Below are 26,865 nucleotides of genomic sequence, written 5' to 3'. Positions count from 1 at the left end.
ACGCCCTGTTAAGGTGTGAGCAACGCAATACCGATGCCGCCGCATACCACCTTAAACACTAAAACCAACGCATAGTAAAAATGCCACGCGTTGCGAATCACTCTTAAACAGTTTGTTATAAAGATGACTAAACGCTCTCACGCATAGGTAAATCACGTAGCTCTCTATTAATAATTTTGGTCGATATATAAGGAGCACCTTGGAACAACATGGCGAAACTGACTAATACCGTGAAACAAGAGACGATTAAACTTGGGTAATTTGGCGACGTAACTATTTGAGATATGCTGTAAGCAAACCATATTATCCCTCCAATAAAACCCGGCAAACCTAGCCCCAAATTATAATATGCATATAGTTTATCAAATTTATCGATAGCAATTTGAAAGTTCTCTTTATGAACATCTTTGAGATTGGGAAGTAATCGGCTACAACGAATTATATGCTTAAACGAAACCCGAGTGCCAATGATGTCGCTAAGATCTAACATACCGTTTAAGAGTACACGACTAACTCTCACGCCATGAGTAAGATAAAAAGTTTCTATCTCAACCTCCGAATGCAAATGACGCTTTAGCCTTTCATCTAAACTTTCAATTGATACTGAACGCTCCAATGAATCTAAGCGGCGTTTTCTATGGGTTGAATACGTAGAAAGAATCTTTTCAAAGTTAATGACGATTGATATAGCAATAAACAGAAAAACATAACCATAATCTCCTGCATCAAGGTAAGCCATTATTGTTTCTGTCACTTAACGTATTCCTCTATCTTTATAACGCCGCGTTAAGTGGTGAACAACGCAGACCACCACACTTAAACCATTGTGCCGTAAACACTAAAGCTGAATCAAACCGAAAATGCCAAGCGTTGTGAATCCGTCTTAAACGCTTTGTTAGCCTAAGCAAACTGAAATTCCCCACCATGCTCTTCCATTATAAATGAAAGGTCTGCGCGGCATTTTGAAATATTTCTTGGATGATTCCTTGTACCCCATACCACTGCTGAGACAACTGGTAATCAGAATGTATTGTGTCATCAGAAAAATCGACGCCGCCCAAGTGCGCAGCTCTGGCTAAACCAAAGAGTAAATCAAAAGTAATGGGCTCACCTAAACGATGCGCTAACTTGTTTCTGATACGATTCATTTCGATCAAAAAATCAGCCATTGATTGCCAAATTAAACCGCGATTTAGAGCTAAGCTAACCTTACTAGGAAAACTCATATTGAATGGATTTATCTTCTCACTATCGTCAAGCTTCAGCTCGATTAATTGAACTAATACTGACTCAAGAATAGATGACCTGTTAGATATGCCCCTAACTCAACGTTATTGAATAATCCTAGAATGTGCTCAAGATCTGGTGTTTCTCTATCTTCCCAAATGTTATCTGTCATATAGACTCACTTATTATTGGATTAGGCTAACGCCCTGTTAAGGTGTGAGCAACGCAATACCAAAGCCGCTGCATACCACCTTAAACACTAAACGTAACGCATAGTAAAAATGCCACGCGTTGCGAATCACTCTTAAACAGTTTGTTATGTTTTACCACAAATACATGATTTACTTGAGAAAGAACTGCTATTTCTGACTGGTTTTCTGAGCTAAACCACAAGGCAAGAACCGACTTGCCCCCCAAAGGCGACCAACCCAAAACCAGTAAGTCCACTTCCCTGCCCAATGAGGCAACCCGACCGAGTTACAACAAGCGCCCTTTCTTCCCAACCAAAGCGTAAGACAATGTTCAATTGCCGAGGCAACTGCCAAGCTGAAATGCTAATTGGCTAAGAACCTAAAAAATACTTTAAGCCAGTTAAACCAGAAGCCAACCGCCACGACCTGACAATGAAGCAACCCACGAACATTGGCATGTTTTACGGGCAGAGAGATTCAAGAACTTAGACCGATAATGCGGATTTGCTGAGTCTACTAGGGACGAATTGCCAGAGGGACAAAGAACTAGATCCTAAGACCTTTAAGCCTTTGAAATACAAGTAAACATAACGCCCTGTTAAGGGGTGAGCAACGCTAACTACCCAACCTAAACATTTGCACCGTAAACACTTTTACCAAATTTAGCATTAAACCGCCAAGCGTTGGGAATCCCTCTTGAACAGTTTGTTAGTTGCCAGACCCAAGGCTTTGATTTGAGGTTCATTACCGCTTTGCCAACACGACCTCTACGTATTTTGTAAAACTCAAATCAGGCGCAGTTTCAAAGCGCTTATTGCTGAAACCACTTGGAACATACTACGCGGCAGAAAACGGGCTAAAAACACCAAAAATCACTTTTGGACAGACAAATTCACAGAGCTAACTTGCAACAAGTAAATCGGTTTCTGAAACAGAAAACCCAAGCACGATTTTCACAAACCCAGATGGCTAGAAATTGAAATACGAAAAACCAGCCAAAAACACACGGGCATTAGCCCTAAATATTTTGTTTTAGCTGCGTTTATCTCGTTGGCAACTAACGCCCTGTTAAGGGGTGAGCAACGCAATACCGAAGCTGCCGCAAACCACCTTAATCACTAAAATCAACGCATAGTAAAAATGCCACGCGTTGCGAATCCCTCTTGAACAGTTTGTTAGGCGACATTTCTACGTTTAACTTCTTTCTCATACGAAGACTCGTTGTATAGCCAAATAGCCCAAAATGCGAAAAACATCCCGATCGTGTAAATTGAGTAATTAAGAGCATTATCCGATAAGAAAATCGTAATGCTTGCCGCATCAGAAGATGGATACAGGAAAATAACATTAAAAATCATGTACAAAATGGCTGTGACGAAAGTTGTTCTGAAAAGCCAATTTAAACATCCTTTCTTTCGCGATTTTTGCCAATTATCAAATGCTTTACCATTCATTAACCCCCTCCTTTTCCGTTAACTGAAGCTAGATGCACGCCAAGATACTATCACTACTCTATCGTTTATCTCATGTCGCCTAACGCCGCATTAAGGTGTGAGCAACGCTACCACGAAACTAAACCTTACCACCGTAAACACAAAACCCAACGATGGAATGAAAAATGCCATGCGTTGGGAATCACTCTTAAATGCTTTGTTAGCTTAATATAGACTCAGGAGTGCTTTTTACTTTCCAGGCTTTTTACTCTTGCTTTGTACGCAAAATAAAAACCAACGAAGAAGAATGCATTCGTAGCCACGAGAGCCAATCCCGCAACCTCGGGTAAATTGTAGCCTGTTATCATTGAAAGAATATAGTACTGGGCACATGCAGCCATAACACACAAAGATAATGGACGAAGAAAAGTAGTACTCGGCGATAACTTTTCTTCAGAGAACATATACTGCATCAATAGTACATGCGAGAAATGAATTGTTGCCAATGACAATATCACTATTAGTATTAAAACTAGCATTACAAATCTTCCGGTTGAAGTAGACCTCTGCGAAGAAGCTCCTTCCGCGCATCTTTTGCATTTAAGTGTGTTTGATAAGCAATTACACTGACCATTACGACCAAGATTGCCGATGCTTTGCCTGCAACTTGTTTGGTCACTCCCAGTCTATTTGCAATCTGCGCAACTGGTGAGCTTGTAACTTGCTTTTTCAACTGAGTCGCAACCTCTTTGGAAGCACTTTTTACCCCTTGTTGCGCTGATGAAAGCAAAAATGCTGATATACCTGCTACTGTGAGAGGGAGCGAGAAGTCTATGCCAAGACCTTTCAATATATTAGTCACATCCTTATTGGTATCAAAAAATTCTCTGAGCTCCCGATCAGAAAGTGACCATGAGAACCAGTATGGATTTGCAACCACTTGAGAAACTAAACCATATAGTGAAGCTTTCAACTGGCCATCGTTCAAAGCCAATATTAGCTTCAAAACTTCGGACTGTTTGTTCTTAGGTAACTCTCTATAAAGTACAATTCCTGTAATAATTGTAATTGCATTAGGCTCCTGTCTCATACGAGCTTCGTACTTTTCCATACCAATCAAATGCGTGTAGTACTTAACTGGATCTGCGGCAATTTTTGATTTGTGCACTCTCATAAAGCCTCCAATATAGATTTTGATAATGCTTAATACACTTATTGGAACTTGAGCACAAATATGCTTACTACTTTTTTGTTTAGTTTCACACAACATTGCAATTTATAAATAGCATAATTGCCTGACTACCTTGTTCATGAACTTAAATGTTAAGCTAACGCCCAATTAAGGGGTGAGTAACGCAACACCGATGCCGCCGCAAACCGCCTTAATCTCTTAAATTAACGCATAGTAAAAATGCCACGCGTTACGAATCCCTCTTGAATTGTTTGTTAGCACGCTGCCTTTAAAGCCTTTGGTGCACGCCAAGATATTGAAATATAGCACGAAACTTGTGGCTAAAAACACTGAAGTAAAACGAGCAACTATAAAATCAAAAGCTAACTTCAAGATACGAGTTGGATAGAAGAAAAATATGCAAAACTGCCCTTTTTCACCGTTTTCAAATTAACAAAGGATTCGAGCTTCAGACTTGAACAGCATCTTCAGAGAAACTAGTTTTTGCCGCAAATTTCTCATCGAAAAAGAAACCACACCAGAGAAATCGCCCGAAAGTTAGAAACCGTAAAAGGTAAAATCAAAGCGAAAACAACTCATATAGTGCCACCGGAGCGAACATGAAAGGCACATTTGATCCTGTGTAAAGCTAGGAGAAGCAACCAATAAACACCAAGACTTTTGACCTCTGATGCCAACCCTGTGCTAACGCCCTGTTAAGGTGTGAGCAGCGCAATACCGATGCTTCTGCATACCACCTTAAACACTAAAACCAACGCATGATAAAAATGCCACGCGTTGCGAATCACTCTTGAACAGTTTGTTAGTTTTTGATTGTTCTTAGTTGGAACTCTATTTCAACACGTCGGTCCACAGACAAACACTCCTTTAGCTCCATACTCTCAAGTTCCTTTCCACACTTAGACTTAGGGTTAAGTGCTCCTTTTCCGGTCACTTTAACCAATTTAATTACATGCTCATTAAATAGCGAGGATAGCGAGCCAAAAACACTTTTTGCTCGCCTGAGCGATAACGCATGATTTGTATCAACATCTGAAAGCACCGGCATTCTGTCGGTATATCCTGTAATTGAAGCCGAGGCTATCTCAAGTTTTGAACTTTTCAAATATCCTTGAATTTTATTAGTAAAAACGTCTAATTTTTTGAGCCCTTGGGCACTAGGAGTTGATTCGTATGAGTCAAATAATGTATCTGATTCAAAACTTATACATGCATTGAAGCTAGTATTACCATCTAAGGCTTTTAAGATATTAGTTCCTTGACTCTCTAACTCAAGACTAGCAACGGGCGTAAAACCCTTGTCATCAGGTTTAAGTAGGGCAATTAAACTTTTGTCACCAATTCCATGCCATAATACGCTAACATTATGAATTATTCTTGTGGTGCCTTTGTCCAACTCACAACTGAATAAAGGTACTTCTAAACCTTTTGCGACTCGACTTACAATTTTGTAATTTTTTTCACTTAGAACCAAGGACACATTGTTCTGGTTAATACCAAAAACCCTGAAGCTCGAGTCAACGATTCGTGAAACAGTAGTCGTTCCTATCAATGGAGCTATAAAAAATGCCAGTATGATTATACCCACTCGAGCTTTCTCTCTCTTTTGAATCTCAAGATCACTTAACCCATCTGGCTTAGAGTTCCAAAAAAAGGTTGTTATCAGTAGAATCGAACCACTTACTAACGGCGCTAATACAGACCTAAAATCGTCCGTGGAAAAATAGAATATTGAAAGAAACCCGAGAAAGACCAACCCAATAAAAATCATAAATAATTTTGTAGTTTTAGAGTCATTTTTCCCTAGCTTTTTAGAAAAAGGGTATGCAAAACCATAAAGGCAAAAATAGCCAAGAGCTAGCCAAAAAAGGTAAAAAACACCAAACCCAAGTGCTACAAATATAAATACTAAACTATCACCTAAAGTTAATCCCTTAGGGAAAAAATTTATATTGAATGCACAATATGAAAAAACGACTACAACACCTATGGTTATCACTAGTTTCACAAGTAACGATCCATAGCTATTCAAGCTATCAAACAAATCTTTCAACAATAAACTCCCGGAAATCCATATTACATGTTCAAAAAAACTAACGCCCAATTAAGGGGTGAGTAACGCAACTCCGATGCCACCGCAAACCACCTTAATCACTAAATTTAACGCATAGTAAAAATGCCACGCGTTACGAATCCCTCTTGAATTGTTTGTTAGTACGCTGCCATTAAAGCCTTTGTCACACACCAAGATATTGAAATATAGCACGAAAATTATGGCATAAAACGCTGACGCCAAAGGGACAACAGCCAAACTAGAACTCACTCTCAAAACACAAGTTGGCTAGAACAAAAACTTGCTTAAATGACCTATTTTCACCGTTTTCAAATTAGCAAAGAAGACGGGCTTCAGAACTAAACAACCGCGCCAAAGAAACTCGTTTTTTGACGAAAATTTCTCAACACCAAAGAAGCCGCACCAGAGAAATAGCCCGAAAGTTAGAAACCGTAAACGGTGAAATCAACGCGAACACAACTCATATAGTGCCGCCGGAAAGAACGTGAAAGGCACATTTGACTAGGTGTAAAGCTAGGAAAATAAACCGATAAACCCGAAACTTTTAACCTTTGATGCCCATCCAGTACTAACGCCTTGTTAAGGTGTGAGGCACGCAATACCGAAGCCGCCGCATAACACCTTAACCACTAAAATCAACGCATAGTAAAAATGCCACGCGTGCCGAATCACTCTTGAACAATTTGTTAGCAGTTTTTTCTACACAAAATTATGCTTTTATCGCATACACCGTTATGTGGTTTGAAGTTTCACGCTCATAGACACTGACATGAAGCACTTGGAACCCTGCTTTCTCTAGTTCAACAATTAGATCACTTTCAGAGGTAACATGACGATATGGACTGCCATCTCTATAAGTTTCATAGCTAATTCCATTTTTAGAGCACAAGCTACTGACAAAAAATACCCCGTTTTCAGACAGTGAACGATAAACATGACTCAAAAATATGACTCGATCTGCACCGATAATACAATGCAAGCAATTACCGTCAATGACAACATCATAACGTTCTGGAAGTTCAAGAGACGCTACCGTTAGGTCCGCTAAATAATAATTACCCTCGACTCCTGTTGCTCTGGCTTTTTCCTTTGCCCATTCAATTGCGGTTGGTGAAATATCTATACCTGCCACCTCAAAGCCCAACTTCTGGAAAGCTCTGCAATGATGTCCTTCACCGCAACCTAATTCGAGCAGTTTACCTTGCACGGGTCGTTTAAATAGCTCGAGAAAACGCTCCACTAAAACTGCTTTAGACATTCGCTCGTTTCCACCCCAACCTTCCCAGCCAGCTTCGCGAGCTTCAACATACATGTCTTCATGAACTTGGTAGTTTTGTTTCATATTCATCCTTGACTGCTAACGCCCTGTTAAGGTGTGAGCAACGCAATACCGAAGCTACCGCATACTACCTTAAACACTACACGCAACGCATAGCAAAAATGCCAAGCGTTGCGAATCACTCTTAAACAGATTGTTATGTTTTTCTTGCACTACACTGTGACAAGAACAAAACCGTCATTCTTTCGGTTACGATGTATGTGATATAGCAGCCATGTAATGATGGCATCAACTGTCATCCCTACACCAAACATTAAACTAATAGTTTCAAGGTTAGGGGCAAACATGCCGACTTGATAACACACAAAAGCACTACCATAGAATAAGCTGTTGACTATTAACGATTGATAGAGCATTAGATCTGTACGACCAATACCATAGAAGTAACTATCAATAACGTTATTCAGACTAAATACGATATAAAAAGCTACTAATAACCACACTAGATCAATGATACTACTAGGGTCTGCAATACCAATTACATTAGATATAAATCCACTCCACATTGGTGATGTTATTACCCAGACAAGAACAATTCCAACAGTTAGCCAAAGGTAGCTCTGAACTCTCACTTTTGATAGACCACTATTTGTAGCGGCATCTTGCGTAACCAACTTACCTAAAGCTAATACTGGAAGTAACAACCACCCCCAAATAAATTGGTTTGCTACCCAGTATGTACCTGCCTGCTGAACCTCATTCACTAGTTGTAAAATCATAACAATGAATGCAGTATTACGAACAAGCGACTCTAAACCTGACTTCCACCCTATTTTTACCCACTCTTTAATCCATGCACTCTGTCGCGCATGTTCTTTAGAAGAGCTAGAAAATAAACCAGACTTAACAAAGTATATCGTTGTAACAGCAGCTAAGATTGAATTAACAATAATATTGCTAAATGCTACACCATTGACACCAAAGTTCAGGGAAAATGGTAACTGACTGACTAATAAACTATCGCACAAAATCATTAACAGTACTTGTATAGACAACAACTTATACATCGTTTTTTTCTCATTTTTCAAAACAAGAACCAATGAAAAAAAAGCATATATACTTGAAATAAATATTGCTAATGATTCAAGCCTAATATAAGCAACTGTAGCATCAAACAACTCTTTCTGTTGTTGCATAGCAACAACTAAATTTTCTGTATAAGTGATAACAAAGAGCGTTACAAAAAAATAGCTAGACAGTATGATTTTTAAGGCTTTTTTACCCTTATAGTTAAAATTAGCACAATCCGATAAAGACTTGCCTAATATATATGACAATGGAACTAATAAAGCTTCACTAAGCACTTCATATCCAACATTTAACCATGCAACTTGTGCTGCGATACTAAATGTCCAAGTATTAGGGATGCTCCCTAAAAAGTAGATTCTTGTTGTAGAGTAAATTAATGGCATAAAGCTAGTTAAAGCCAACACAAGCCAAAGTCGGTAATTTATTGATTTTATATCATTTTTGATCACATAAACTTCCTTGTGGTAGAAATCTGCCGAAAACATAACGCCCTGTTAAGGTGTGAGCAACGCAATACCCACGCCTCCGCATACCACCCTAATAACTTAAACTAACGCATGATGAAAATGCCACGCGTTGCGAATCACTCTTAAACAGATTGTTATACAAATTTTTGAAGGGTGTATTGTTCAAAAATGTCAACCAATGAGATTACGGCATTTTTTGCATTTAACGAATGCTCCAATGCATCAATACCCCACAAAGAAGGATACGTTTCGTTACTATAACTAAAGCTTTCAAACTTTAACCCCGCTTTGTTTTCAACAAGATCCAAATTTGCGCCCAAATAAACCAAGTCTCTGTGTTTGATTGTATTCACAAATGCACTTATATACTTATATGACTCCGAACCAACAACACAATCTAGAGCTTCTTTAAGAGTTGGCTCTGTAATTAACGGTCTAACTTTATACAACATACACTCTCCGACCGAAAATCGTTCATGCAATACAACTTTATTTAATAGCTGAGCAAATATGTCGTATAACGAGCGAGCAGCATGAATCGCAGCATGAACATTTGCTTGAATTGCTAGGTTTTGCGCTTTTGATTCCGCTCGAGGAGAAAGCACTAGCATGAGGGCATCTTTATTATTCTTGGGCGTAATTTCCATGAGTAGTTCATAAGCCGTTGATTTATGATACTCGTAGATATCAGAGCCACGACTCAATGACCTCAAATTCGCAACACAACTGTCGACATCAACATCGAACTTTTCGATGTAGCTTCTAAAAGTAGACTCTTTAATCATCGGTTTACTCCATTTGTATAACGCCCAATTAAGGTGTGAGGTACGCAATACCGATGCTTCCGCATACCACCTTAATCACTAAATACAACGCATAGTAAAAGTGCCACGCGTGCCGAATCACTCTTGAACAATTTGTTATGTAGCCGACTTTCAGGTTAGTGCTTTCTGTCCAATTTGGATTTTGGGCTCAATACCAGCTTTGCGATACAAAGCTAGAGCTGATTCATTGAAAGAATATACTTCTAACCACAGCTCTTCTCCGCCGTTAGAAATAGCCCTTTCCTCAAATGCCTCTATTAGCGCCAATCCAACACCCTGACTCCTAAAGCATGAATCCACAACAATCTGTTCAACGCTTGCGATCTTTCGCTGTTTGAGCGTCCAAGACTTACGAACCCATAGCTCACCAAAAACAAAACCTACTAACTGCCCTTTGCTTTCGGCTACCAGAAAAATCGACCTTTCACTTTTGATTATCTTGTGTAGGTCTATTTTTTGTTCAATTTCTTCCGGTGATAAAAAGTCATCAGGTAAATTTGCTTGATGATACTCATTAAGCTGAAACTGTAGTTTCTTGATAACACTGATATCTTCAATGCGAGCTTGCCGAATATTTAACATATATAAATCCTTTTAATTTACCGTCCTCTCGCGGCTACATAACGCCGCGTTAAGTAGTGAGCAACGCCACCACCTTACCTAAGCCATTGTGCCGTACACACTAAAGCCGATTAAAACCAAAACTGCCAAGCGTTGCGAATCTGTCTTAAACGCTTTGTTAGCCGCTCATTCCCAAAAGTTATTGTTTGCTCAACAAGAACTTACGCAAATCTCTCTCTGCTCGCATAACAAACAGAATAAATACCTTGTCACCGTCTTGTTTATAGAAAACGCGGCACGGATTAACGACAACTTCACGATAACTTAAATGTTCTAGTTCGGGCGGAATACGACCTGATTCTGGGAAAGTTTCTAGGCGTTCAACTTTAGAGAAGATCGTTTGTACAAACTGCTTTGCAGCTACGATATTTTCAAGTGCTATGTATTCAGCGATATCATTGAGGTCAGATAGTGCCGGCTCAGTCCAGATTATTTCAGCCATTTTGACATTTTGTCCTTGGCTTCATCATGACTTACCGCTTTACCGTCAGCTAGTGCACGCTCTCCCCGTGCAATACCCTCCAGAATAACCAAACGATTTTGCATAAACTCGTAATCATCAACATCAACTAGATACGCTGATGGCTTACCATGCTCAGTAATTAATACCGGTTCTTTAGTGTCGTGGAGATCAGCGAGGATCTTAGTTGCTTGACGCTTAAGTGATGTAACTAGTTCTACTTTCATGAGGGCTGCTCCAAAGGAATACTAAAGTGATACTATTCTATCACTTTGAGTATAGCAAGCTTCATGACGGCTAACGCCGCGTTAAGTGGTGAACAACGCAAACCACCAAACCTAAACCATTGTACCTTAAACACTAAATTCAATTTAAACTGAAATCGCCAAGCGTTGTGAATCCGTCTTAAACGCTTTGTTAAGCATTTGATCTTTTTGACGATGAACTAACTCTGTATTGATAGTTTAGTATTGGATAAATATAGGGGCCTGAGCTGGTTACCACTGGAATGGTTACAAAAAACTCAATTTCGTTATCTTTAACCAACCCCAAGGTTGATACCATGCGTGAAACAAGCTCACTCCTGCACATTAACCTTATACTTGCACTATCTTCATAGAATTTAATAAAGCCAAGAGGGTATTTTCCTGACAAAGAAAGAATTTCCTCACTGCTCCTTTCCCATACATTGATGCGTAAGTCTTGTTACGGAAAATCAAAACCATCTTCCACTTCACATCTATTAACCTCATAGTAAAGGAATGAAGATAAGGGTTTATCTTCCAGAGCCCCATCTAAGGTCTCATTCATACCTGCAATATAAGGTGTTAACTGCAACCAAAAACATTCGCTATCTTTTAGTTCTTCATATGAAGGAGCTTGATTCATAGTCATTATCCTTTCGTAATGCTTAACGCCGCATTAAGGTGTGAGCAGCGCTTGGCTATACTTGAGCGAAGCGAAACTGCCAAGCGTTGCGAATCACTCTTAAATGCTTTGTTAGCCATTTGACCCAATAACAGCAAGAAGACCTGTGATTGCACCTACTAATCCTGTAATTGCTGATAACCAAACCACCCAATGAGATCTTAAATCTCGTCGTTCTTTGAGCTCTTTACGGATACTACTGCGAACTTTGGCATAACCTTGCGCACTAAGATAGCGATACCCAGTTTGGCTCCCTTCAACCCAGTTTTGCATGTTATCGTGACCATCTTCGTCAAAGTCTGCTTCAGGCACTGGTATTCTCATTTTTCGAGCTTTACTCAAGATTTTTTGGCTTAAGTGGTGTTCTAGTTCTTCTTCCGGCATCCCAACTTCCCAGCGGCATGATTGCATTAAATCGCGCACTTTTTCTGGTTTATCAGCCTTACCAATATGGCCCCGATAATCACGCTCTATGAACGTAATAACCCAATTGAGCTTTGTAGACTTGGGCAAAGGCAATAGACGCAAAATTGTGTATTTGTTCATTTCTCTCCTTTGATGGCTAACGCCCTGTTAAGGGGTGAGCGACGCAATACAGATGCCTCCGCACACCACCTTAATCACTAAAACCAACGCATAGTGAAAATGCCACGCGTTGCGAATCCCTCTTGAACAGTTTGTTATGTGAGTTTACCGCAACAGTATTTATACTTATCACCACTATCACATGGACAAAGTGTATTTCTCGAAGGTTCAATCGATGTGTTTGTATGTAAGTCACCTTTGACGTTCACATCAGATAACAGTACGTCGGAAGTAGAATGAAGCGCATTAATTTTAATCAAATATTCCTCACCCAAAACGAAAGGAATGTAGAACAAGTCTGAATTGATTTTTTCTATATCTGTAATGTACGGTTTTCCATCTATTTCCTTTGCCAAAAACTTTTCTTTTTCATTAAAAATAATTATTGACGAATCAACTAATAAATAATTATCTAGCACAAGCCAAGTATGTAATCCCATTCCTGGTGATGATGCCCCTAATTGGGAAACAATATATTTCTCTGATACGTTATACATTGGTTCGCCATGAAAAACATAGTCACCAGTAACTAATATAGACTTTATACCGTTCTTCTTTAATTCAACTTGCAATTCATAGGATAACCTTGTGCAATCTAACCTTGTAATCTCACGACTAACGCCATCTTGATCTCTTTTTTTAATAATTTTAGTGAAGATATCTTCAATTAAAGAAATTGTTCCTTGAATCTTGTCTAAAGGTACATCTTTGAACTCAAACTCTGGTCCAAACGATGGATTTAAATTTAAACCAAGAGTTCTCAAAAGTGACTCGTTCCATAGTCTCCAATATTCTTCTGTATTCATTATATTTTCCTTAACTCTGACCCCACCAACTCACATAACGCCGCGTTAAGGGGTGCAGGCACGCAATACAAAAGCTTCTGCAATGCACCTTAAACACAAAACTCAACGCATATTAAAAATGTCACGCGTGCCAAATCCCTCTTGAACGCTTTGTTAGGGCTTGAAACTCTCAGCAACAAACTTACTACCCATTGACCCCATTAATACACCTGAACCTTTGTTGATGTAGGATTTAAATCGTAAATAACTGGCTTGAGCCTTTGGACTTGATAGCAAAATAGAAACTAGGAAGTACCAAGAAAAATTTAAGACAAACACACCAACAACTAATATTGATGTTGTATGAACAGGAACTTTCACGGGTAACATGGCTGCAAACACACTGCTAAATACAATTGCAGTCTTTGGATTACTTAACTGTGTCGCCAAGCCAAGGACTACCGCCTTAAAATGAGCTGGTTTGCTAGTTAGCTCTGCGTCAGCAGAAACAACTTTGCTTTTGCTCGCACGCCACATTTTCACCCCCAGATAACATAGATATAGACCACCAAGAATTTTGAATGCTACGTAAAACTCAGGCACAGCGTCAAAAAGTGCAATGAGCCCCATTGAGGCAATAAATGCAAATGTACTTGCCCCCAAACCTAAACCTATAGAAATACACATGGCTTCAGATCTAGATTTTGATATGGCTGTTTGCGCAACCAAGATAAATGAAGGGCCTGGTGTCATCGCGCCAATGAGTAACAGCGTAGCGATTGGCAGTAGAAATAAGTATTGCTCCAACATTTATAATCATCCTTGTACTAACTTGCGTGATTGAGCCCTAACGCCTTGTTAAGGTGTGAGGCACGCAATACCGAAGCTTCTGCATACCACCTTAACCGCTAAAACCAACGCATAGTAAAAATGCCACGCGTGCCGAATCACTCTTGAACAATTTGTTAGCATACTTTTTTAACGCTCATAGATCTTTAAGTGATTCTCTAAGTTTATCCATAGTTTGAATCCCAAGTTCACTACTAATCCAACCATACTGGTCGCCATGGAACCGAGGGAAAATATGCAAATGGTAATGGTCGAGCTCGTTGAAATGAGGTGCCTCTCCGTTGTTTTGCATAAAGCCGATACCATCGGGATTGAACTTAGCTTCTATACGCTTATATAAATCTCTTGCGACGTCGGTGATCTCTAAAAACACAGACTCGGGCAAGTCGATGAAAGTGCGGTATTGAGTCTTGGGACAAATTAAAATATGTCCAAAGTTGATTGGATCATGGTCTGCAAAAGCTATAACTTGGTCAGATTCGTACACGATGACCGAGTCAATTTCACGATTAACAATTTGTTCGACTATCGTAGTCATCTAAACTCCTATCAAAGTATGCTAACGCCCTGTTAAGGTGTGAGCAACGCCATGCCGATGCCACCGCATACCACCTTAAACACTAAACGCAACGCATAGTAAAAATGCCAAGCGTTGCGAATCACTCTTAAACAGATTGTTAGGCTTGTAGCTCCAACAACTGCTCAGCCCCAGAGCTTTTCACGACTTCAAAGCCCAATTTCAAATACAGTTGCTTAGCTGGATTCGTTTCAATCACGCTTAATCCAACCTTAGATTTCGTTGTTTCCGCTTTAGCAATTAGGTCAAGAATTAGCTTACTGCCTATTTTCAAACCTTGAAACTCTGGAGAGATCTGAATTTGAACCAAATACCAATAGTTAAGTTCTTCGGTGTATGTAGCTTTGAACAACCCAATAGGCTTGCCATCCGATTCAACGATTTGCGCATGAGAAAACTCAAAGCGTATTCGCTTTTCATATTCTTCAGTACTTGTTGGCATGCCGACTTCTTCTAGATACTGCCTCATCGTTTTATCACGTAATGACAGCAAGAAAGGAATATCTGTCTCACTCGCCCGTCTAAGGGAAATATCCATGTTTCCTCCAAAAAGCCTAACGCCGCATTAAGGTGTGAGCGGCGCTTGGCTATACTTGAGCGAAGCGAAACTGCCAAGCGTTGCGAATCACTCTTAAGAATTCCCAGACACTAATCACTAGGACTCACCACTTCTCAAAAGGCAGCCTAACCGTTTGATTTAAAATAACATAACACTCTTTCACAGTCACCTTTTCTCACTACATCTCACAGCTCTAGCCCCCCCTTGCGTACCCCAAAATCGATTGATAAGTTGAAGGGGAACAAACAAATAAATAAACAGGAGGATAGCAGCATGGCTATCAATAAATTAACAAATACACAAATCAAGAATGCAGCGAAAAGTGACAAAGAATATTCACTATCAGATGGTGGAAATCTCTACCTAAGAATACGTAAAAACGGCTCTAAAAACTGGTTATTTATCTACACAGACTTTAGCACTAAAAAGCGTAAAAAAATGGGGCTTGGCTCATACCCTAATATGACGCTGGACGAAGTACGCAAGGTCGCTAAAGAGCTTCGTAAGCAAATGACGAAAGGCATTGACCCAAAGCTGTTTCGTGAAAAGCAGAAGTTAGACCGTTTGGTTGAAAGCCAACTGACCTTTAAAGCGATAGCAGAAAAGATGCTTCTGAAAGAAGAAATTCAAGAGACCACTAACCGAGAAAAGCTGATTGTCGAAGAACGTGAGAGGGCTAGAATTAAAGGCACGGTATTCGGGCAAGATGAAATCGACCGCATCACCAACAAAGTGCGCTCGTCACATCGCAAGCGTCTTTTCTTAAAACGTAACCTATACCCTAAACTAGGCAACCTCCCCCTAACCTATATCACTGCCGCTGGAGTCATTTCGGTCATCGAACCTATGCAGGCTAAAGGACAATTAGAAAATGTAAAACGTGCATGTTGTATTGCCAATCAAGTGATGAAATTCGCGGTAAACTCAAACATCATTAAATCTAATTGCTTAGCCGACATTAAAGACAACTTTGCCAAATCAAAAGTCACTCACATGCTCAAAGTACCGCCAAACGAACTTGGTGAAGTGATGGCTATCATGTCAAACAACCAAATGAAACCCGTCACCCGTTGCGCGTTCGAAATGCAAATGCACACGATGGCTCGCGCAGATGAACTCGCTGCCATGCGCTGGTGTGATATCAACGTTAAGAATAAACTTTGGACAATCCCAGCGTTCTACACCAAAGGCAAACGTGAACATTTAGTGCCGCTGAATGACTACACGTTAGGGATATTAGAGTTCATTCGACCAATATCAGGAGAGCACATCCACGTATTTCCATCTGACAAGCCTAATACCAAATTCCCGCACATAAGTCCTTACGCCGTGAATTCATCACTCAACCTCACTAGTTTGAAAGGCAGGCTCGTCAGTCATGGGTTTAGGGGCATTGCTAGCACGTATCTCAATGAACACAAACAATTCCGTGAAGATGCCATTGAAATGTGTCTTGCTCATTTAGATAAGAACACCACTCGAGCTTCATACAACAGTGCGTTGTATCTCGATGAACGATACGAAATTCTTCAATTCTGGAGCGATTATATTGTGGAATCGACAGGCAACTACTATTCGATTGCAGGACAATATCAAGCGGAGAATAAACAGAGCGCATAACCAGCGCTTCAGTATGCATTACCACTGAGCCTGAATGGCTTAACGCCACTTAACTCACCGTCACTTATGACACCCTCAACCAGTTTAGGGTGCAGCTTTCTGCATCCTAAATTCAGCCAAGAAGGAATCACGCCTATGCCAAATTCGAACTTACATCAAGCTCACTTAAGCCAATTTGAGGTAAAACCCATCAGCGAACATCCTCGCTTTGGTGAAATGCAAGCACTGCGCCGTATACGTCGAAAAGGCCGCCCAACCGTCACTCATCAAACTGAAAACATCGGAATAAAGCAACACCGTCAGCTTCGCGCCCATCATATCTCCACCAATCAGCATGGCATTTATCAAGTCAAAATCACACCGCCATTATCCTTAAGAATCTCAGGCCACACTAAGTCTCATTATTTTGTGGCACTGAAAACAGATGAACTACAACATGCAATAAGCAGAGCGAAAGCAGTGCGCTTACAAGCTAAGTGCTTTTTCAAAAACAACCCCCATGACCTTCCCGATTCTCCGTCATTGAGTCAGCAATTATTAGTGCAAATCCATTTAATGGCTAAACATTTTCCTGTGGTTCGTGCTTACAAACACAAACCGACAAAAGACGATTTCCCAACCTTGCCCCCTCTAGACTTGAGCAATGCAGAAGAGGAACTCCGTTTTCCATACTTCAACTGGTTAAGTGAATTAATGGAAGAGCGTGCTCATTCAGGAATGCCTCGATTCAGACTCAATCAGATTGCAGATTACCTTCATCAGTTTTTACGCATCGTTGACGACAAGCACTCCAGCAGCAATGAAAGGTTATACATACAGACGCGAGACATTCGTCAATATCGTGAGTCACTCCGACAATCTAACGTATGCCACAAAGAGCAAAAACAACGTATTGACGCCATTCGTTTTTACTTCCGCTGGCTGACCTATCGAGGCTACTACACTGCCCCAAGACTGACATGTACCCTTTTCTCTTAATTAGGAGTTTAACCATGATGATGACTAACCCAATACGCCTCAGCGTAATTTCTGCACTCGATGACGGCTTGGCTTACTCCCACTCAGACTACTTTGCCCCGCTTGTGATACAAGGCATCAGTGCCGTGGACATCGGTCTCATTGAACTGGTCACCACGATTCTGCGCAGTGAACCGTATCTCAATGAAGCCGACCTGCTCGAGCGTGGGGTGAGCCAAAAACAAATCCAACGGACGTTGGGTGGTTTTGACAACTTCAAGCAACTGTTGAAGATTGATGATTATTGTTTTAGCGATTTACTACGAGATAACAATTGGGATATTAGCCACGGCATTACGCTCTCGTACTTCCAATACCAGAAATTTTATCAAGATATACGCAGAGACTACATTCAAGGCCATATTGCTGACATGCATCCAAACTTATCGGTATTACTCAATGATGATTACTCAATTCACTCCGTTCCTATCACCCGAAGCCATTACGCCACCGTTCCCGCTACAGACGCCGAAGCAGCGGCGGTGAGTTTTGCTTTGCTGTTCCGAGACTACGAATTCATTGAGTATGACGAATCGAAATCACTCCTGACCTTACAAGCGCATCGCCGCGATAAAGCCTCAGTCATTGAAGTACGTTGCCTGGCTTCTCAGTTTTGCCAGAACACCGCCGCTGGGATATGCGTCGTGGATGATGCGCAAGCAATGACCAAACCCAGAAATCAGAGAAAAATTCTTGATTTTAAAACTCTGATTGAGAGAAACACACGTAACACCACAATACCAACTTAGGTGCCTTGAACGCCTCAAACATCTTATTCAAATTAGAGATACAGCTTTCTTGCAAGAAAGCTGTTTAACTCTCTTTTGGACAGAACCTTGTTAGAGTAATAACTTAAGTTAGTAAAATACGGATAAGATAAGGTATGGTAAAACTCCAGTCTAGTGGCCAAACTTAGTTGTACATCAGGTCAGCGTTTAGCGTACCCTTTCGATCCAGTTTACGCGATAGTATCGGCCATTCTTTGTCATTGAGCTTAGGTCATACTTTTTGACCCATTCAACCTTCCCATCCCAGTCATTCCACCATGTTTTACCAATGGGGCAAATGTTTTTTCCTAGACCTTTTACCGCTGTATTGACCATCAATATTTCAGGTTGGGCTTCAGTAACTTTTTTAGGCTTGGTATTGAGTATTCCAACCACATGACTTGGGTAAAATTGATAGATACCCTCATGTTCAGCAAACGTTATGCTAGTGATGAGCATAGGAGGTCGATAGGTAAACAAATCGAAGTTAACAATACATTTTGTTAAGTCGGTACTTGAGCACCCCCTCATTCCGAAGTGTCTGTCGGTGAAGTCACTAAACCTTTTCGGTGATAGGTCGTACTTGAACATGTCATAAGTAGTATGAGTACCCCTTAAACGAAAATCACCGTTAGTTATCTCCTTCACTGCCTTTTCCCATTCACGACGAGTACTATCTCTTTTACTGCCTCCTTTAATACGTTCAATGATACTTCTGATATCAGATTCTAACTGGCTCATTTCAGCAGTCACTTGTTTATCTAGTTTAGAGCTATCAAATCTAAAAGGTAGCAATTGCTTATTTCTGAACCCAGCATCTATAAGCGCAATAGCTAAAATATGTGATTGGCAAGAGCTCCTATTCATTTGGCCTTTAAAAACACCTGGTTTTCTTAAGCCAAGATTGCCAATGGTACCCTCTCCCGGCAAAACCGAGAGAGGGTACCACAACAATAAAATGGCACTAGTAACCTTGAACATACAACTTGAAATCTGCGTCAAAGGAGAAGAGGGGGTATAGTGGCTCAACCATATATTCACTCTTCTTAGATAAAGTGTTGGCTCGAGGTTGCTTTTCAGAGCGAGTGGTCTTGTTGGTATTCAAGCTCGAGTATAAATCGTATGGGGTGATAACGGCTGTCCAGTCAATGGGCTTTTTATCTAATAAAGTCATCGACCCATTAGCTGATAATTGAGTGAACAAAGAGTCAGAGATGGTCTTTAGTTCGGAATTAACTATTGTGAGGCGCAGATATTCATTCTTTTGTTCTGGAGATAGCAACTTATTATTAGACAGGAGATTTTCAATCTCTTTTAGGTCGTAGTTTTTTTTCTGTTCTTGCAGTAATGAATTCTGATTGTCTGGCTCTGAACTACCTGTTTTTGAATATGCTCCAACGGCCTCTTTGACCATTGTATCCATTGCTTCCTTGTTCTTTTTAATCTCAGCTACTGCGTTTTCAGCATAACCTTTTAGGCGATTACGTTGCGCCTCGGGGTCAAACATATAGACAAAGCGTAATCGTTCACCATCGTGAACGATGCGGTCATATATCGAGTCTAAATCTTGACATTGCTCATTATTCCATCCAAAGTAATCGCAATCTATGTTAGCTTTAATGTACTGAATTTCCTGCTCTCTAAGTTCAACATCTATTGCCCCAGTTTCCGAACGGTGTTTCATACGACTAGCAATAAAATACTCAAATCGTGCGGAAGGAATGTTCTTTTCGACGCCTTTTGTATCTAATAACGCTATTTGCCTAGCGATAGCCTTTTCTTGTTCCTTGTGTTGCTTACACGGTGCGGTACTCTCATTATCTTTACATAATTGAGTGATGTACTTGTAACCGCAAAGGTTTTTGTCTTTGTATTTTACTCCGAGAACACTACAGGTCTTTAATACTCTATAAGTACGTGAAACAATGTTGGGGTAGTCTGTTTTTAGCTCCTCTAGTTTTTGTTGTAGCGTGTTCTTCAATTCAGCGTCTTTAGGCAGGAGATAAAGCTGTGCTACTTTTGGAAGTGGCATTAAAGCTAAGTAGAAGTAGTCATTATATTTGCCATCAAATTTTGCTATGCAATTGGAATCTTTCGATCCTAGGTTGGTATTTTCACAAAGTTCAATTTCTTTATTAGTAGTAAGGATGTCTCGTTTGACGGCCTTCAGTAGCTCTTCATATCTTTCTCTTTTATTTTTACCTGCTTCGTAATAGGTTTTTAAATTCGATTGTTTTTCACAGGCAGCTGCCGCACCAGGCTTACAGCTCTTAGTTGCATCACTTTCGTCCACCAGTGTGAAACCAAGCATATGTTCGAGCATGGCAGCGATAGACTCTAATCGGTCTCTATACACGTATAGCCTCTCTGCCATTGGAGTCTTAAGTTGAAGACCGGTGGGGAAATTGGGGAGGTTGCTATATGAGGTCAACTGAACTCTAAAAGGGAAGCTCTTATTTTGCTCCGACGAGTCGCCTAGAAGTTGAATGGCCTGTGCAACGTCATCAATTCTTGAGGGTATATAAAGACCTCTGTGAGCAGAGTGATAGTATTCATACTTGGATGACTTGTTAGAGTTTAATGCACTATTTAAGGAGCTAGAGCTCGTTTCTGCTTCACCTCCGCTTCCAAGATAGCTCATACTGCCACCGATGGTTTTACTCGATTTCACTTTTTCAAATGCAGAGTGATTAAAATTGTTCGAAACCACATACATTTCTGCACCACGCTCTATCGCTGAAACATACGCATCACCACAATACTGCCAAAAGGCTTTTTTTGAGGCTTCCGTAATCGTTTTCTCTTTGCCCTGGCCCTCGTACTCTAACAAGCCTAACGCGAAAGGGGATAAGGCGACTGTATTCACTCTAGTATCAGGATTCATCAATGGCGCAACAAATTCGACACCATCTACAACCTCGGCCTTTACCAAACGAGTATCGAAGCTACTTTCGACTTTTGATTTTTTGACTAAGTTAGATTTATATGAGGCACTAGCGCCAAAACCACTATAGCTTGCCTTGGCGCTCGCACTGATAGAAGTTTCCAACTCGCGCTTAAGCTCTTCACTAGAAAATATCTTACTAGCGGTCACAGTTGCCATTTGCCCACCAACGTTCTGTTTTGTAAACTCAATACATGTGCCGAATGACTTTACACTCCGGCCTAACTCCCAGCCTTGACCTAAAGTTACTCCTTCTGCGGGGTAGTCAACGACAAACTTACTAGCTGACCTTATTTTGCCATCAAGCGATTTATATGGAGACTCTATTGCTAGCGTTCCTGAGTAGAGGTTGTGCGAAGCTGATCTAAGCTCATTTTGATTTGCTTCAACAGAGTAAAACAGGCGATCATTCTCGGCATCGCCATTTGCTTTAGCCATGAGACTGAAAAAAATTCCCAGAATGAGTGTGGAACACGCAGTTAGATAAGTAAATTTACAGAGCATAGTTTTTCCCCATGAGACTGTACGGTTCGACTTTTCCACTAGCCCAGTACTACAGTGGGACAAACTACGGTGGTAGTTATTTGAAGATTAATCGTCAGTATAGACTATGCCGATATGTATGTAGTGAATTAGCAAATTTGACCACGTAGTTAGAGCTTTAGGCATAAGGAGGGTAAAAACTGTAGTAGTATTAGAAAAGGTGGGGGAAAGAGAAAGATCCGCTACGTACTCCATTAGATTTTTAAACTCACTTTGGGGCAAAGACGTGCTAGCGAAGATCGTGCTGCCATTGTGATCACCAAGCGATTCTGTCGTATCGTAACTGAGAAGGATTTCTTCCTAGTTGCCAGTACGGAATGGGGAAAAAATAAGCTGGTCGCCCATTCATCGATTTGCTAACTCGATGATGATTGTGAGAGAACAACTTAATTATAAAGTTGCCTTTGTTGTACAGCGTTTTACCAATCATCTGGCTCACGAAGCTTTGCTTCTTGTCGGCTTAAAGCTTTATCTTGAATATGTAGCTCTAGGTCGAGAGATGACAGAAGGCGCATTAGACTTTCGATGCTAGAAGAAGCTGGATCGCGTTCAAGCTTTGATACTGTTGTCTGTTTTAACCCAACAATGTCGCCGACTTTAGTCTGGTTGCGTCCTTGAGTTCTGCGTACATCACGTAGGTATATTCCCAGTTGCTTAGGACTTGTTATAAGCATGTCTGCCCCCAATGTAAATTTATCCTCTATAGGGGATATTAGCACTTTATCCCCTTTAGGGGTTAGAGGTAATAGTAGTAGCGTTTGTTTTGATGGAGAGATTAATTGGGATGCGTCAAATATTCCTAGGTCCAAAGCGTCATTCGATTTGCTGTCAATTTGTGCTTTTAAACTCTCTCGTCGATGCGTGGACAGCGATGCCAAAAACCGCTATACGATGCACTTGTTGCTCTCAAACCTCTGCCAAACAACATCACATAGTGTACCGATGGCTTAAAACGTCGCTTCAAATGGCAATAATCCCGCTAACTGATGCGCATAGTTTTCCCAAAACTGACACTGCTCTCTCGTCATAAATTCATGGTGTGGCGCTACCTTAGACTGAATAACTCTCCCATCGCAAATTCGCATCCGACCACAGGCACAACTGAAATGCTCGTCATAAAAACGAACGTCAAACGTTAACCCTGGGTTTTGGTCTGACAAAGCAAAAACTATCTCCTTAGGATACGTATTTAGGGTGGTGAATATGATTGGCTCTAAATGCGGAGTTCCTTCATCGCATGCTTCTTGAAACCGAAGCAAATTAATGTAGTCCTCCATATCTACGGGAAAGTCATCTTTCCATGGATTAAAGCATCGATAAGGCACACCGCATTCAAATACATCGCAGGCCCCCCAATGGCGCATCATCCACGGCTCTTTTATAAAGTAATCCGTGGCGTTTCGTATCGCCGCTGGCATCGGGACAATGTTGTTGAAGTCAATTTGACCAAAGTGGTCAACAATATTAAGGTACAGTGCTTTGCACTTCTCTGAATCGCCACTTATGGTCAATTCGCTAGTAATTCGATAAGTCATATATTAATTCCTATTTTTATTATTGTTTTTAATCAGGTATAGATAAGACACCTATCATTAGAGAGGCGGAGAAACGCATGCACTCTCTTGACATGAATAGACGTACAATATACTGAATTAAGCTCTGCGCTTTAGCGCAGAACTCGATGGCCTGTTACTGAAAGTTCATATATTGCAGGAGCGGATTCGCTTGTTTGAGCGTCTGACGCTGAGCAAGCAGCTCAGCGACCACCCGTTTTTTATCTTCTCCTATTGCACAGGCAATAAGAAACGCATCGACTTCATGCGACATGAAGCCCACGGCTTTTGGACCCAGTTGTACAGCGGGCGGAAATGTGCCATCATTAATTCGGCGATGTAAGGTAGCTTGAGATAAACCAACGCGTTTTAATACGTCAGCTTTCTTTTCTATTTTCAGTTGATTAATTGGGTGTATAAGCGTCATGAGACGCCTCCGTTTATTTTTATTATTATGACTCAATGAGCCGTTAAAAACATAATATTCGAGTTTTAAAGTGAAAAGCAATCACTTTTTCGTATTTATTTAACCAAAAGCAAATATACCTACCTTATATATTTCACGGAAAACAAAATATATAAGCCTCATATATTAAATATCATATCGACATAACCTGTCACAGTAATCAAGAACAGATAAGCATTAACATAACCTCTCTATTAATTAATTTCATTCAATAATCACACCTCTCGTTTATTTTTACGCCCCATAAAACTCAGCTTAATCTATGTAATATCCGCCCCGACAACTACTTACTCAGTTCCAGTGAGACGACCTGAAAGCGACTGAAAGCACCAGAGACACAACGATAGTGCGGCGCAAATGCTTTGTCGCAAACGGCATTTGCGGTGTCGTAACGCGCACTTTCCCTGTCGCACTCGACAAATTCCTTGTCATATTACGCAGTAAATACAGGATTATTCAAACCGTCATATAATCTCCAATTAACTTAAATTAAAATAAACACTTCCAATCTCGTTAATTATATCGTTATAATAAAAATACTCAGAACAAAAACAGTAACAAGCTGATATCGTACGTTCTTATTTGTTCCAAATAAAAACACACGAAAGCATGCCTCACTGCGCGAGGTTGCGCTAACAGCCTTCGGCGTTATCGCTTGAAAACACAAAACACTCTAAATAATTAAAATAATAAATAGAGAATTAAAAAATGGACATTAATATAAATACAGTCGCAGCAACTGTCATTCGCTGCACATCTAGAAAACATAAACAAATACTGTCGGCATTCATTGAAAGTCACAGCTACTCAGCAGAGGAGTTGACTACACTACTCGCAGGACTGTTACCCTCGCCGATTGAATCTGGGGTAGCCATCGCTTCACACCAAACCTTTATTTCAGAGCTTTCTCACGCTTTATATCTCCACCAACATCCCAATGACGCCGATAAAAATGAACTGATGAATGCACGCAAGTTAATTCGTATCGTTCAGGCGAATTTTATAAAACGACGAAAAAGTGACAAAGAGCTGTATTGCAAAGCAGTGAAAACCAATCTCACTGAAAGCGAATACCAGCAGTTACTTGAGGTCATGCACAGCTATAATTATAAATCAGTGAGTCGGTTCCTGAGAGAGGTCATAACCCAAAAACTCACAGTCAAACCTCAACGCAGTGATGAAATCACAGAGTACTTTAAGCAAACAAAGCGCATCGCCACAGTGATGGAGTCACTCATTGACGAAGGTAACCCTGCGTACGACCACGAAATAGCCTGTCAACTGGGTGATGCTCTGTATGAACTAAAACAGAATTTACAACTCACCCGAAATCTAGCTATCGACGCTCATAATTCTCAAACCGCCGAGCTGTTGGCCATGCAATTTTTAGACAGCCGTACATTGCGTGAGCTTTACCGCAGCAAGCTAGAAGTGGAGAACACCAGTAATGATATTTGAGGAATTACAATGTAAGAATGATAAACAGACGGTGCATGATGCCACGCAGTTAGTTCGATATAGTGCCAAGAAAAGTGACGATGTCACACTGCTGATCGAGTATTCTTCTAGTCACTCCAAGGGTGACGAACTCGGGGGAACATCGCAGTTTATCTGCGCCAATGAAATCGCTTCAGTTCCCCTGAATGCAAGAAACCAAGATGCCCGAGACATTGATTGGAGCCGTGCGATTGCTGAACTGCAAAGCGCTCACCTAGCTAACCCTAATACGAAACAACCCTTCCGCCATTTTGTTGTCTCCCTCGCAGAGGGGGAACAGTTACCCCTAACCCAATGGCGAAACACGATCAAAAAGCTGATGAATCATTTAGGGTATGAGCATGCTCGTTATATCGCTTTTAAACACTCAGACACAGACAATGAGCATGTTCACATTATCGTTTCAACAACCAATTTGCTGACAGGTAAAGTCATTTCGAACTGGCAATCACACCTCAAAGCGCAAGAAATTATGAGGGAGCAAGAAGTTACGCTAGGGTTACAAACCGTGCAAAGCTCAGGGAAGCTGCACTCAAGTTACGACTCTGATGTACAAGGCGAAAAAGAGAAAACGGTGATTCGTATGATGAGAAGAAAAGTGGATGCGGCGATTCGTACTCTCCCTTCTGCTTGTTCGTTGGCTCAGTTTGAAATGGTATTGCTCAAACAAGGCATTGAAATTGAGCTAATTTCTGACGACACAAATACTCGATTCAAAGGCATCGCTTATCGATTCCATCAGTATCGTTTTACAGGCTCGTCTCTACGCAGTGGCAATAAATATACACTAGGTAAGCTAATCAAAAATGGTGTGGTGTATGCCGATGCCCTACTCATCGAGAATTACAATAGGCACCAAGCAAAGATTGCACAAGCTAAGGCTCATTTTAACGAAATTCGTAGCATGGCGATTAAGCACGCAGACAAACTCAAAGTGGACATTGAAGCATACGAGCATCAGCAATACCGTTCCCTCCTCTTTTCATTTGCTCGAAGCCAAGAAGCGGCAATGGAAGCTGAAGTGGAATACTGGTTTGAGTATGCAAAGCGTATTCGTTCAACTCGTGACAAAGCTATCGTTAGAGCTATTTATGAGTGTGAACGGGGGATTTACAGTGCTGCTGGGACAATGAGCACACTATTCTACCACCTTTTAATCACTATATTGGAACAAGCATTTAATCAAGACACTAATCTGACAGTTACGCCTATAATTCAGAAAATGGCGGACAGTCACGAGAAACAAAATGAGTTAAACCTTCAATCAACTTTAACCGTGTAACAACACCCAGCTAAGCAGGGCTAAACTCAATTTAAGT

General features: G+C 40.7%; 27 protein-coding genes. 5 read left to right on the top strand and 22 right to left on the bottom strand.

Going from position 1 to position 26,865, the window contains the following annotated elements:
* Positions 1-127: 127 nt before the first annotated feature.
* The 17 genes from VEA_RS08660 to VEA_RS08575 form a co-directional block, all read right to left on the bottom strand.
* Entirely contained in the window at positions 128-754 is a 627-nt protein-coding gene (locus VEA_RS08660; protein ID WP_041852936.1) for a hypothetical protein, read from the bottom strand.
* Positions 755-935: 181 nt separating this feature from the next.
* The gene (locus VEA_RS23380) at positions 936-1,169 is read right to left on the bottom strand and encodes a hypothetical protein (RefSeq protein ID WP_012841728.1); all 234 of its coding nucleotides are present in this window, start codon (positions 1,167-1,169) and stop codon (positions 936-938) included.
* Positions 1,170-2,593: 1,424 nt separating this feature from the next.
* Positions 2,594-2,872: a hypothetical protein gene (locus VEA_RS08650; protein ID WP_020840791.1), complete on the bottom strand. Its 279-nt coding sequence runs from the start codon at positions 2,870-2,872 to the stop codon at positions 2,594-2,596.
* A gap of 517 nt (positions 2,873-3,389) precedes the next feature.
* Complete coding sequence (locus tag VEA_RS08640) at positions 3,390-4,025, bottom strand: hypothetical protein (protein WP_012841724.1); 636 nt, start codon at positions 4,023-4,025, stop codon at positions 3,390-3,392.
* Between the two features lie 820 nt (positions 4,026-4,845).
* On the bottom strand, positions 4,846-6,096 hold the full coding sequence (locus tag VEA_RS08635) for an OmpA family protein (RefSeq protein ID WP_012841723.1): 1,251 nt from the start codon (positions 6,094-6,096) through the stop codon (positions 4,846-4,848).
* A 730-nt stretch (positions 6,097-6,826) separates the two neighbouring features.
* On the bottom strand, positions 6,827-7,465 hold the full coding sequence (locus VEA_RS08630) for a class I SAM-dependent methyltransferase (protein ID WP_006741486.1): 639 nt from the start codon (positions 7,463-7,465) through the stop codon (positions 6,827-6,829).
* A gap of 143 nt (positions 7,466-7,608) precedes the next feature.
* Positions 7,609-8,970: an MATE family Na+-driven efflux transporter gene (locus tag VEA_RS08625; RefSeq protein ID WP_006741485.1), complete on the bottom strand. Its 1,362-nt coding sequence runs from the start codon at positions 8,968-8,970 to the stop codon at positions 7,609-7,611.
* Between the two features lie 116 nt (positions 8,971-9,086).
* Positions 9,087-9,737 carry a hypothetical protein gene (locus VEA_RS08620; protein ID WP_006741484.1) on the bottom strand — a complete coding sequence of 217 codons (651 nt, stop codon included), beginning with the start codon at positions 9,735-9,737 and terminating at the stop codon, positions 9,087-9,089.
* A 150-nt stretch (positions 9,738-9,887) separates the two neighbouring features.
* Positions 9,888-10,358, bottom strand: coding sequence for a GNAT family N-acetyltransferase (locus VEA_RS08615; protein ID WP_012841718.1), 471 nt, complete (start codon positions 10,356-10,358; stop codon positions 9,888-9,890).
* A gap of 178 nt (positions 10,359-10,536) precedes the next feature.
* Positions 10,537-10,839 (bottom strand): type II toxin-antitoxin system RelE/ParE family toxin, encoded by a 303-nt coding sequence (locus VEA_RS08610; protein ID WP_012841717.1) that lies wholly within the window; start codon positions 10,837-10,839, stop codon positions 10,537-10,539.
* Positions 10,827-11,084 carry a type II toxin-antitoxin system Phd/YefM family antitoxin gene (locus VEA_RS08605; RefSeq protein ID WP_012841716.1) on the bottom strand — a complete coding sequence of 86 codons (258 nt, stop codon included), beginning with the start codon at positions 11,082-11,084 and terminating at the stop codon, positions 10,827-10,829. Before VEA_RS08605 ends, VEA_RS08610 begins: the two co-directional genes overlap by 13 nt.
* Before the next feature lie 478 nt (positions 11,085-11,562).
* Positions 11,563-11,745 (bottom strand): hypothetical protein, encoded by a 183-nt coding sequence (locus VEA_RS08600; protein ID WP_012841715.1) that lies wholly within the window; start codon positions 11,743-11,745, stop codon positions 11,563-11,565.
* Positions 11,746-11,856: 111 nt separating this feature from the next.
* Entirely contained in the window at positions 11,857-12,330 is a 474-nt protein-coding gene (locus tag VEA_RS08595) for a hypothetical protein (protein ID WP_012841714.1), read from the bottom strand.
* 134 nt (positions 12,331-12,464) lie between these two features.
* Positions 12,465-13,175 (bottom strand): SEC-C domain-containing protein, encoded by a 711-nt coding sequence (locus tag VEA_RS08590; RefSeq protein ID WP_006741482.1) that lies wholly within the window; start codon positions 13,173-13,175, stop codon positions 12,465-12,467.
* Positions 13,176-13,328: 153 nt separating this feature from the next.
* On the bottom strand, positions 13,329-13,964 hold the full coding sequence (locus tag VEA_RS08585; RefSeq protein ID WP_006741481.1) for a LysE family translocator: 636 nt from the start codon (positions 13,962-13,964) through the stop codon (positions 13,329-13,331).
* Between the two features lie 175 nt (positions 13,965-14,139).
* Complete coding sequence (locus tag VEA_RS08580) at positions 14,140-14,541, bottom strand: HIT family protein (protein WP_005433790.1); 402 nt, start codon at positions 14,539-14,541, stop codon at positions 14,140-14,142.
* A 139-nt stretch (positions 14,542-14,680) separates the two neighbouring features.
* Positions 14,681-15,118 (bottom strand): GNAT family N-acetyltransferase, encoded by a 438-nt coding sequence (locus VEA_RS08575; protein WP_041852934.1) that lies wholly within the window; start codon positions 15,116-15,118, stop codon positions 14,681-14,683.
* A gap of 294 nt (positions 15,119-15,412) precedes the next feature.
* On the opposite strand from VEA_RS08575, the gene VEA_RS08570 reads away from it, so the two are divergent.
* From VEA_RS08570 to VEA_RS08560, 3 genes are all read left to right on the top strand, one after another.
* A complete protein-coding gene (locus VEA_RS08570) occupies positions 15,413-16,759 on the top strand; it encodes a tyrosine-type recombinase/integrase (RefSeq protein WP_012841711.1) in 1,347 nt (448 codons plus the stop codon).
* A 135-nt stretch (positions 16,760-16,894) separates the two neighbouring features.
* Positions 16,895-17,737, top strand: coding sequence for a hypothetical protein (locus VEA_RS08565; protein ID WP_012841709.1), 843 nt, complete (start codon positions 16,895-16,897; stop codon positions 17,735-17,737).
* Between the two features lie 14 nt (positions 17,738-17,751).
* Positions 17,752-18,525, top strand: coding sequence for a hypothetical protein (locus VEA_RS08560; RefSeq protein ID WP_012841708.1), 774 nt, complete (start codon positions 17,752-17,754; stop codon positions 18,523-18,525).
* Between the two features lie 186 nt (positions 18,526-18,711).
* On the opposite strand, the gene VEA_RS08555 is transcribed toward VEA_RS08560, so the two are convergent.
* The 5 genes from VEA_RS08555 to VEA_RS08535 form a co-directional block, all read right to left on the bottom strand.
* On the bottom strand, positions 18,712-19,524 hold the full coding sequence (locus VEA_RS08555; protein ID WP_006741477.1) for a hypothetical protein: 813 nt from the start codon (positions 19,522-19,524) through the stop codon (positions 18,712-18,714).
* Complete coding sequence (locus VEA_RS08550; protein WP_154647393.1) at positions 19,508-21,925, bottom strand: ATPase; 2,418 nt, start codon at positions 21,923-21,925, stop codon at positions 19,508-19,510. The genes VEA_RS08555 and VEA_RS08550 overlap by 17 nt, the downstream gene beginning before the upstream one ends.
* 524 nt (positions 21,926-22,449) lie before the next feature.
* Positions 22,450-22,704, bottom strand: coding sequence for a helix-turn-helix domain-containing protein (locus VEA_RS08545; protein WP_041852933.1), 255 nt, complete (start codon positions 22,702-22,704; stop codon positions 22,450-22,452).
* A 273-nt stretch (positions 22,705-22,977) separates the two neighbouring features.
* Entirely contained in the window at positions 22,978-23,565 is a 588-nt protein-coding gene (locus tag VEA_RS08540) for a hypothetical protein (protein WP_012841705.1), read from the bottom strand.
* A gap of 154 nt (positions 23,566-23,719) precedes the next feature.
* On the bottom strand, positions 23,720-24,010 hold the full coding sequence (locus VEA_RS08535; RefSeq protein ID WP_012841704.1) for a helix-turn-helix transcriptional regulator: 291 nt from the start codon (positions 24,008-24,010) through the stop codon (positions 23,720-23,722).
* A 747-nt stretch (positions 24,011-24,757) separates the two neighbouring features.
* On the opposite strand from VEA_RS08535, the gene VEA_RS08530 reads away from it, so the two are divergent.
* Both VEA_RS08530 and VEA_RS08525 read left to right on the top strand, forming a co-directional pair.
* Positions 24,758-25,507 (top strand): hypothetical protein, encoded by a 750-nt coding sequence (locus VEA_RS08530; RefSeq protein WP_012841703.1) that lies wholly within the window; start codon positions 24,758-24,760, stop codon positions 25,505-25,507.
* Entirely contained in the window at positions 25,497-26,828 is a 1,332-nt protein-coding gene (locus tag VEA_RS08525; RefSeq protein WP_006741474.1) for a relaxase/mobilization nuclease domain-containing protein, read from the top strand. The genes VEA_RS08530 and VEA_RS08525 overlap by 11 nt, the downstream gene beginning before the upstream one ends.
* Positions 26,829-26,865 lie beyond the last annotated feature (37 nt).

The sequence above is a fragment of the Vibrio antiquarius genome (genome assembly GCF_000024825.1).
GTDB lineage: Bacteria > Pseudomonadota > Gammaproteobacteria > Enterobacterales > Vibrionaceae > Vibrio > Vibrio diabolicus.
Note: the sequence above shows the minus strand (reverse complement) of the source record. Positions and strands in the feature narration are given on the sequence as shown.

Bases quoted from the DNA above. Each gene is read 5' to 3' on its own strand.
- VEA_RS23380 (WP_012841728.1), bottom strand. From the start codon at position 1,169: ATGGCTGATTTTTTGATCGAAATGAATCGTATCAGAAACAAGTTAGCG.
- VEA_RS08650 (WP_020840791.1), bottom strand. From the start codon at position 2,872: ATGAATGGTAAAGCATTTGATAATTGGCAAAAATCGCGAAAGAAAGGA.
- VEA_RS08640 (WP_012841724.1), bottom strand. From the start codon at position 4,025: ATGAGAGTGCACAAATCAAAAATTGCCGCAGATCCAGTTAAGTACTAC.
- VEA_RS08630 (WP_006741486.1), bottom strand. From the start codon at position 7,465: ATGAATATGAAACAAAACTACCAAGTTCATGAAGACATGTATGTTGAA.
- VEA_RS08625 (WP_006741485.1), bottom strand. From the start codon at position 8,970: ATGTTTTCGGCAGATTTCTACCACAAGGAAGTTTATGTGATCAAAAAT.
- VEA_RS08620 (WP_006741484.1), bottom strand. From the start codon at position 9,737: ATGATTAAAGAGTCTACTTTTAGAAGCTACATCGAAAAGTTCGATGTT.
- VEA_RS08615 (WP_012841718.1), bottom strand. From the start codon at position 10,358: ATGTTAAATATTCGGCAAGCTCGCATTGAAGATATCAGTGTTATCAAG.
- VEA_RS08610 (WP_012841717.1), bottom strand. From the start codon at position 10,839: ATGGCTGAAATAATCTGGACTGAGCCGGCACTATCTGACCTCAATGAT.
- VEA_RS08605 (WP_012841716.1), bottom strand. From the start codon at position 11,084: ATGAAAGTAGAACTAGTTACATCACTTAAGCGTCAAGCAACTAAGATC.
- VEA_RS08600 (WP_012841715.1), bottom strand. From the start codon at position 11,745: ATGAATCAAGCTCCTTCATATGAAGAACTAAAAGATAGCGAATGTTTT.
- VEA_RS08595 (WP_012841714.1), bottom strand. From the start codon at position 12,330: ATGAACAAATACACAATTTTGCGTCTATTGCCTTTGCCCAAGTCTACA.
- VEA_RS08590 (WP_006741482.1), bottom strand. From the start codon at position 13,175: ATGAATACAGAAGAATATTGGAGACTATGGAACGAGTCACTTTTGAGA.
- VEA_RS08585 (WP_006741481.1), bottom strand. From the start codon at position 13,964: ATGTTGGAGCAATACTTATTTCTACTGCCAATCGCTACGCTGTTACTC.
- VEA_RS08580 (WP_005433790.1), bottom strand. From the start codon at position 14,541: ATGACTACGATAGTCGAACAAATTGTTAATCGTGAAATTGACTCGGTC.
- VEA_RS08575 (WP_041852934.1), bottom strand. From the start codon at position 15,118: ATGGATATTTCCCTTAGACGGGCGAGTGAGACAGATATTCCTTTCTTG.
- VEA_RS08570 (WP_012841711.1), top strand. From the start codon at position 15,413: ATGGCTATCAATAAATTAACAAATACACAAATCAAGAATGCAGCGAAA.
- VEA_RS08565 (WP_012841709.1), top strand. From the start codon at position 16,895: ATGCCAAATTCGAACTTACATCAAGCTCACTTAAGCCAATTTGAGGTA.
- VEA_RS08560 (WP_012841708.1), top strand. From the start codon at position 17,752: ATGATGATGACTAACCCAATACGCCTCAGCGTAATTTCTGCACTCGAT.
- VEA_RS08555 (WP_006741477.1), bottom strand. From the start codon at position 19,524: ATGTTCAAGGTTACTAGTGCCATTTTATTGTTGTGGTACCCTCTCTCG.
- VEA_RS08550 (WP_154647393.1), bottom strand. From the start codon at position 21,925: ATGGCTAAAGCAAATGGCGATGCCGAGAATGATCGCCTGTTTTACTCT.
- VEA_RS08545 (WP_041852933.1), bottom strand. From the start codon at position 22,704: ATGCTTATAACAAGTCCTAAGCAACTGGGAATATACCTACGTGATGTA.
- VEA_RS08540 (WP_012841705.1), bottom strand. From the start codon at position 23,565: ATGACTTATCGAATTACTAGCGAATTGACCATAAGTGGCGATTCAGAG.
- VEA_RS08535 (WP_012841704.1), bottom strand. From the start codon at position 24,010: ATGACGCTTATACACCCAATTAATCAACTGAAAATAGAAAAGAAAGCT.
- VEA_RS08530 (WP_012841703.1), top strand. From the start codon at position 24,758: ATGGACATTAATATAAATACAGTCGCAGCAACTGTCATTCGCTGCACA.
- VEA_RS08525 (WP_006741474.1), top strand. From the start codon at position 25,497: ATGATATTTGAGGAATTACAATGTAAGAATGATAAACAGACGGTGCAT.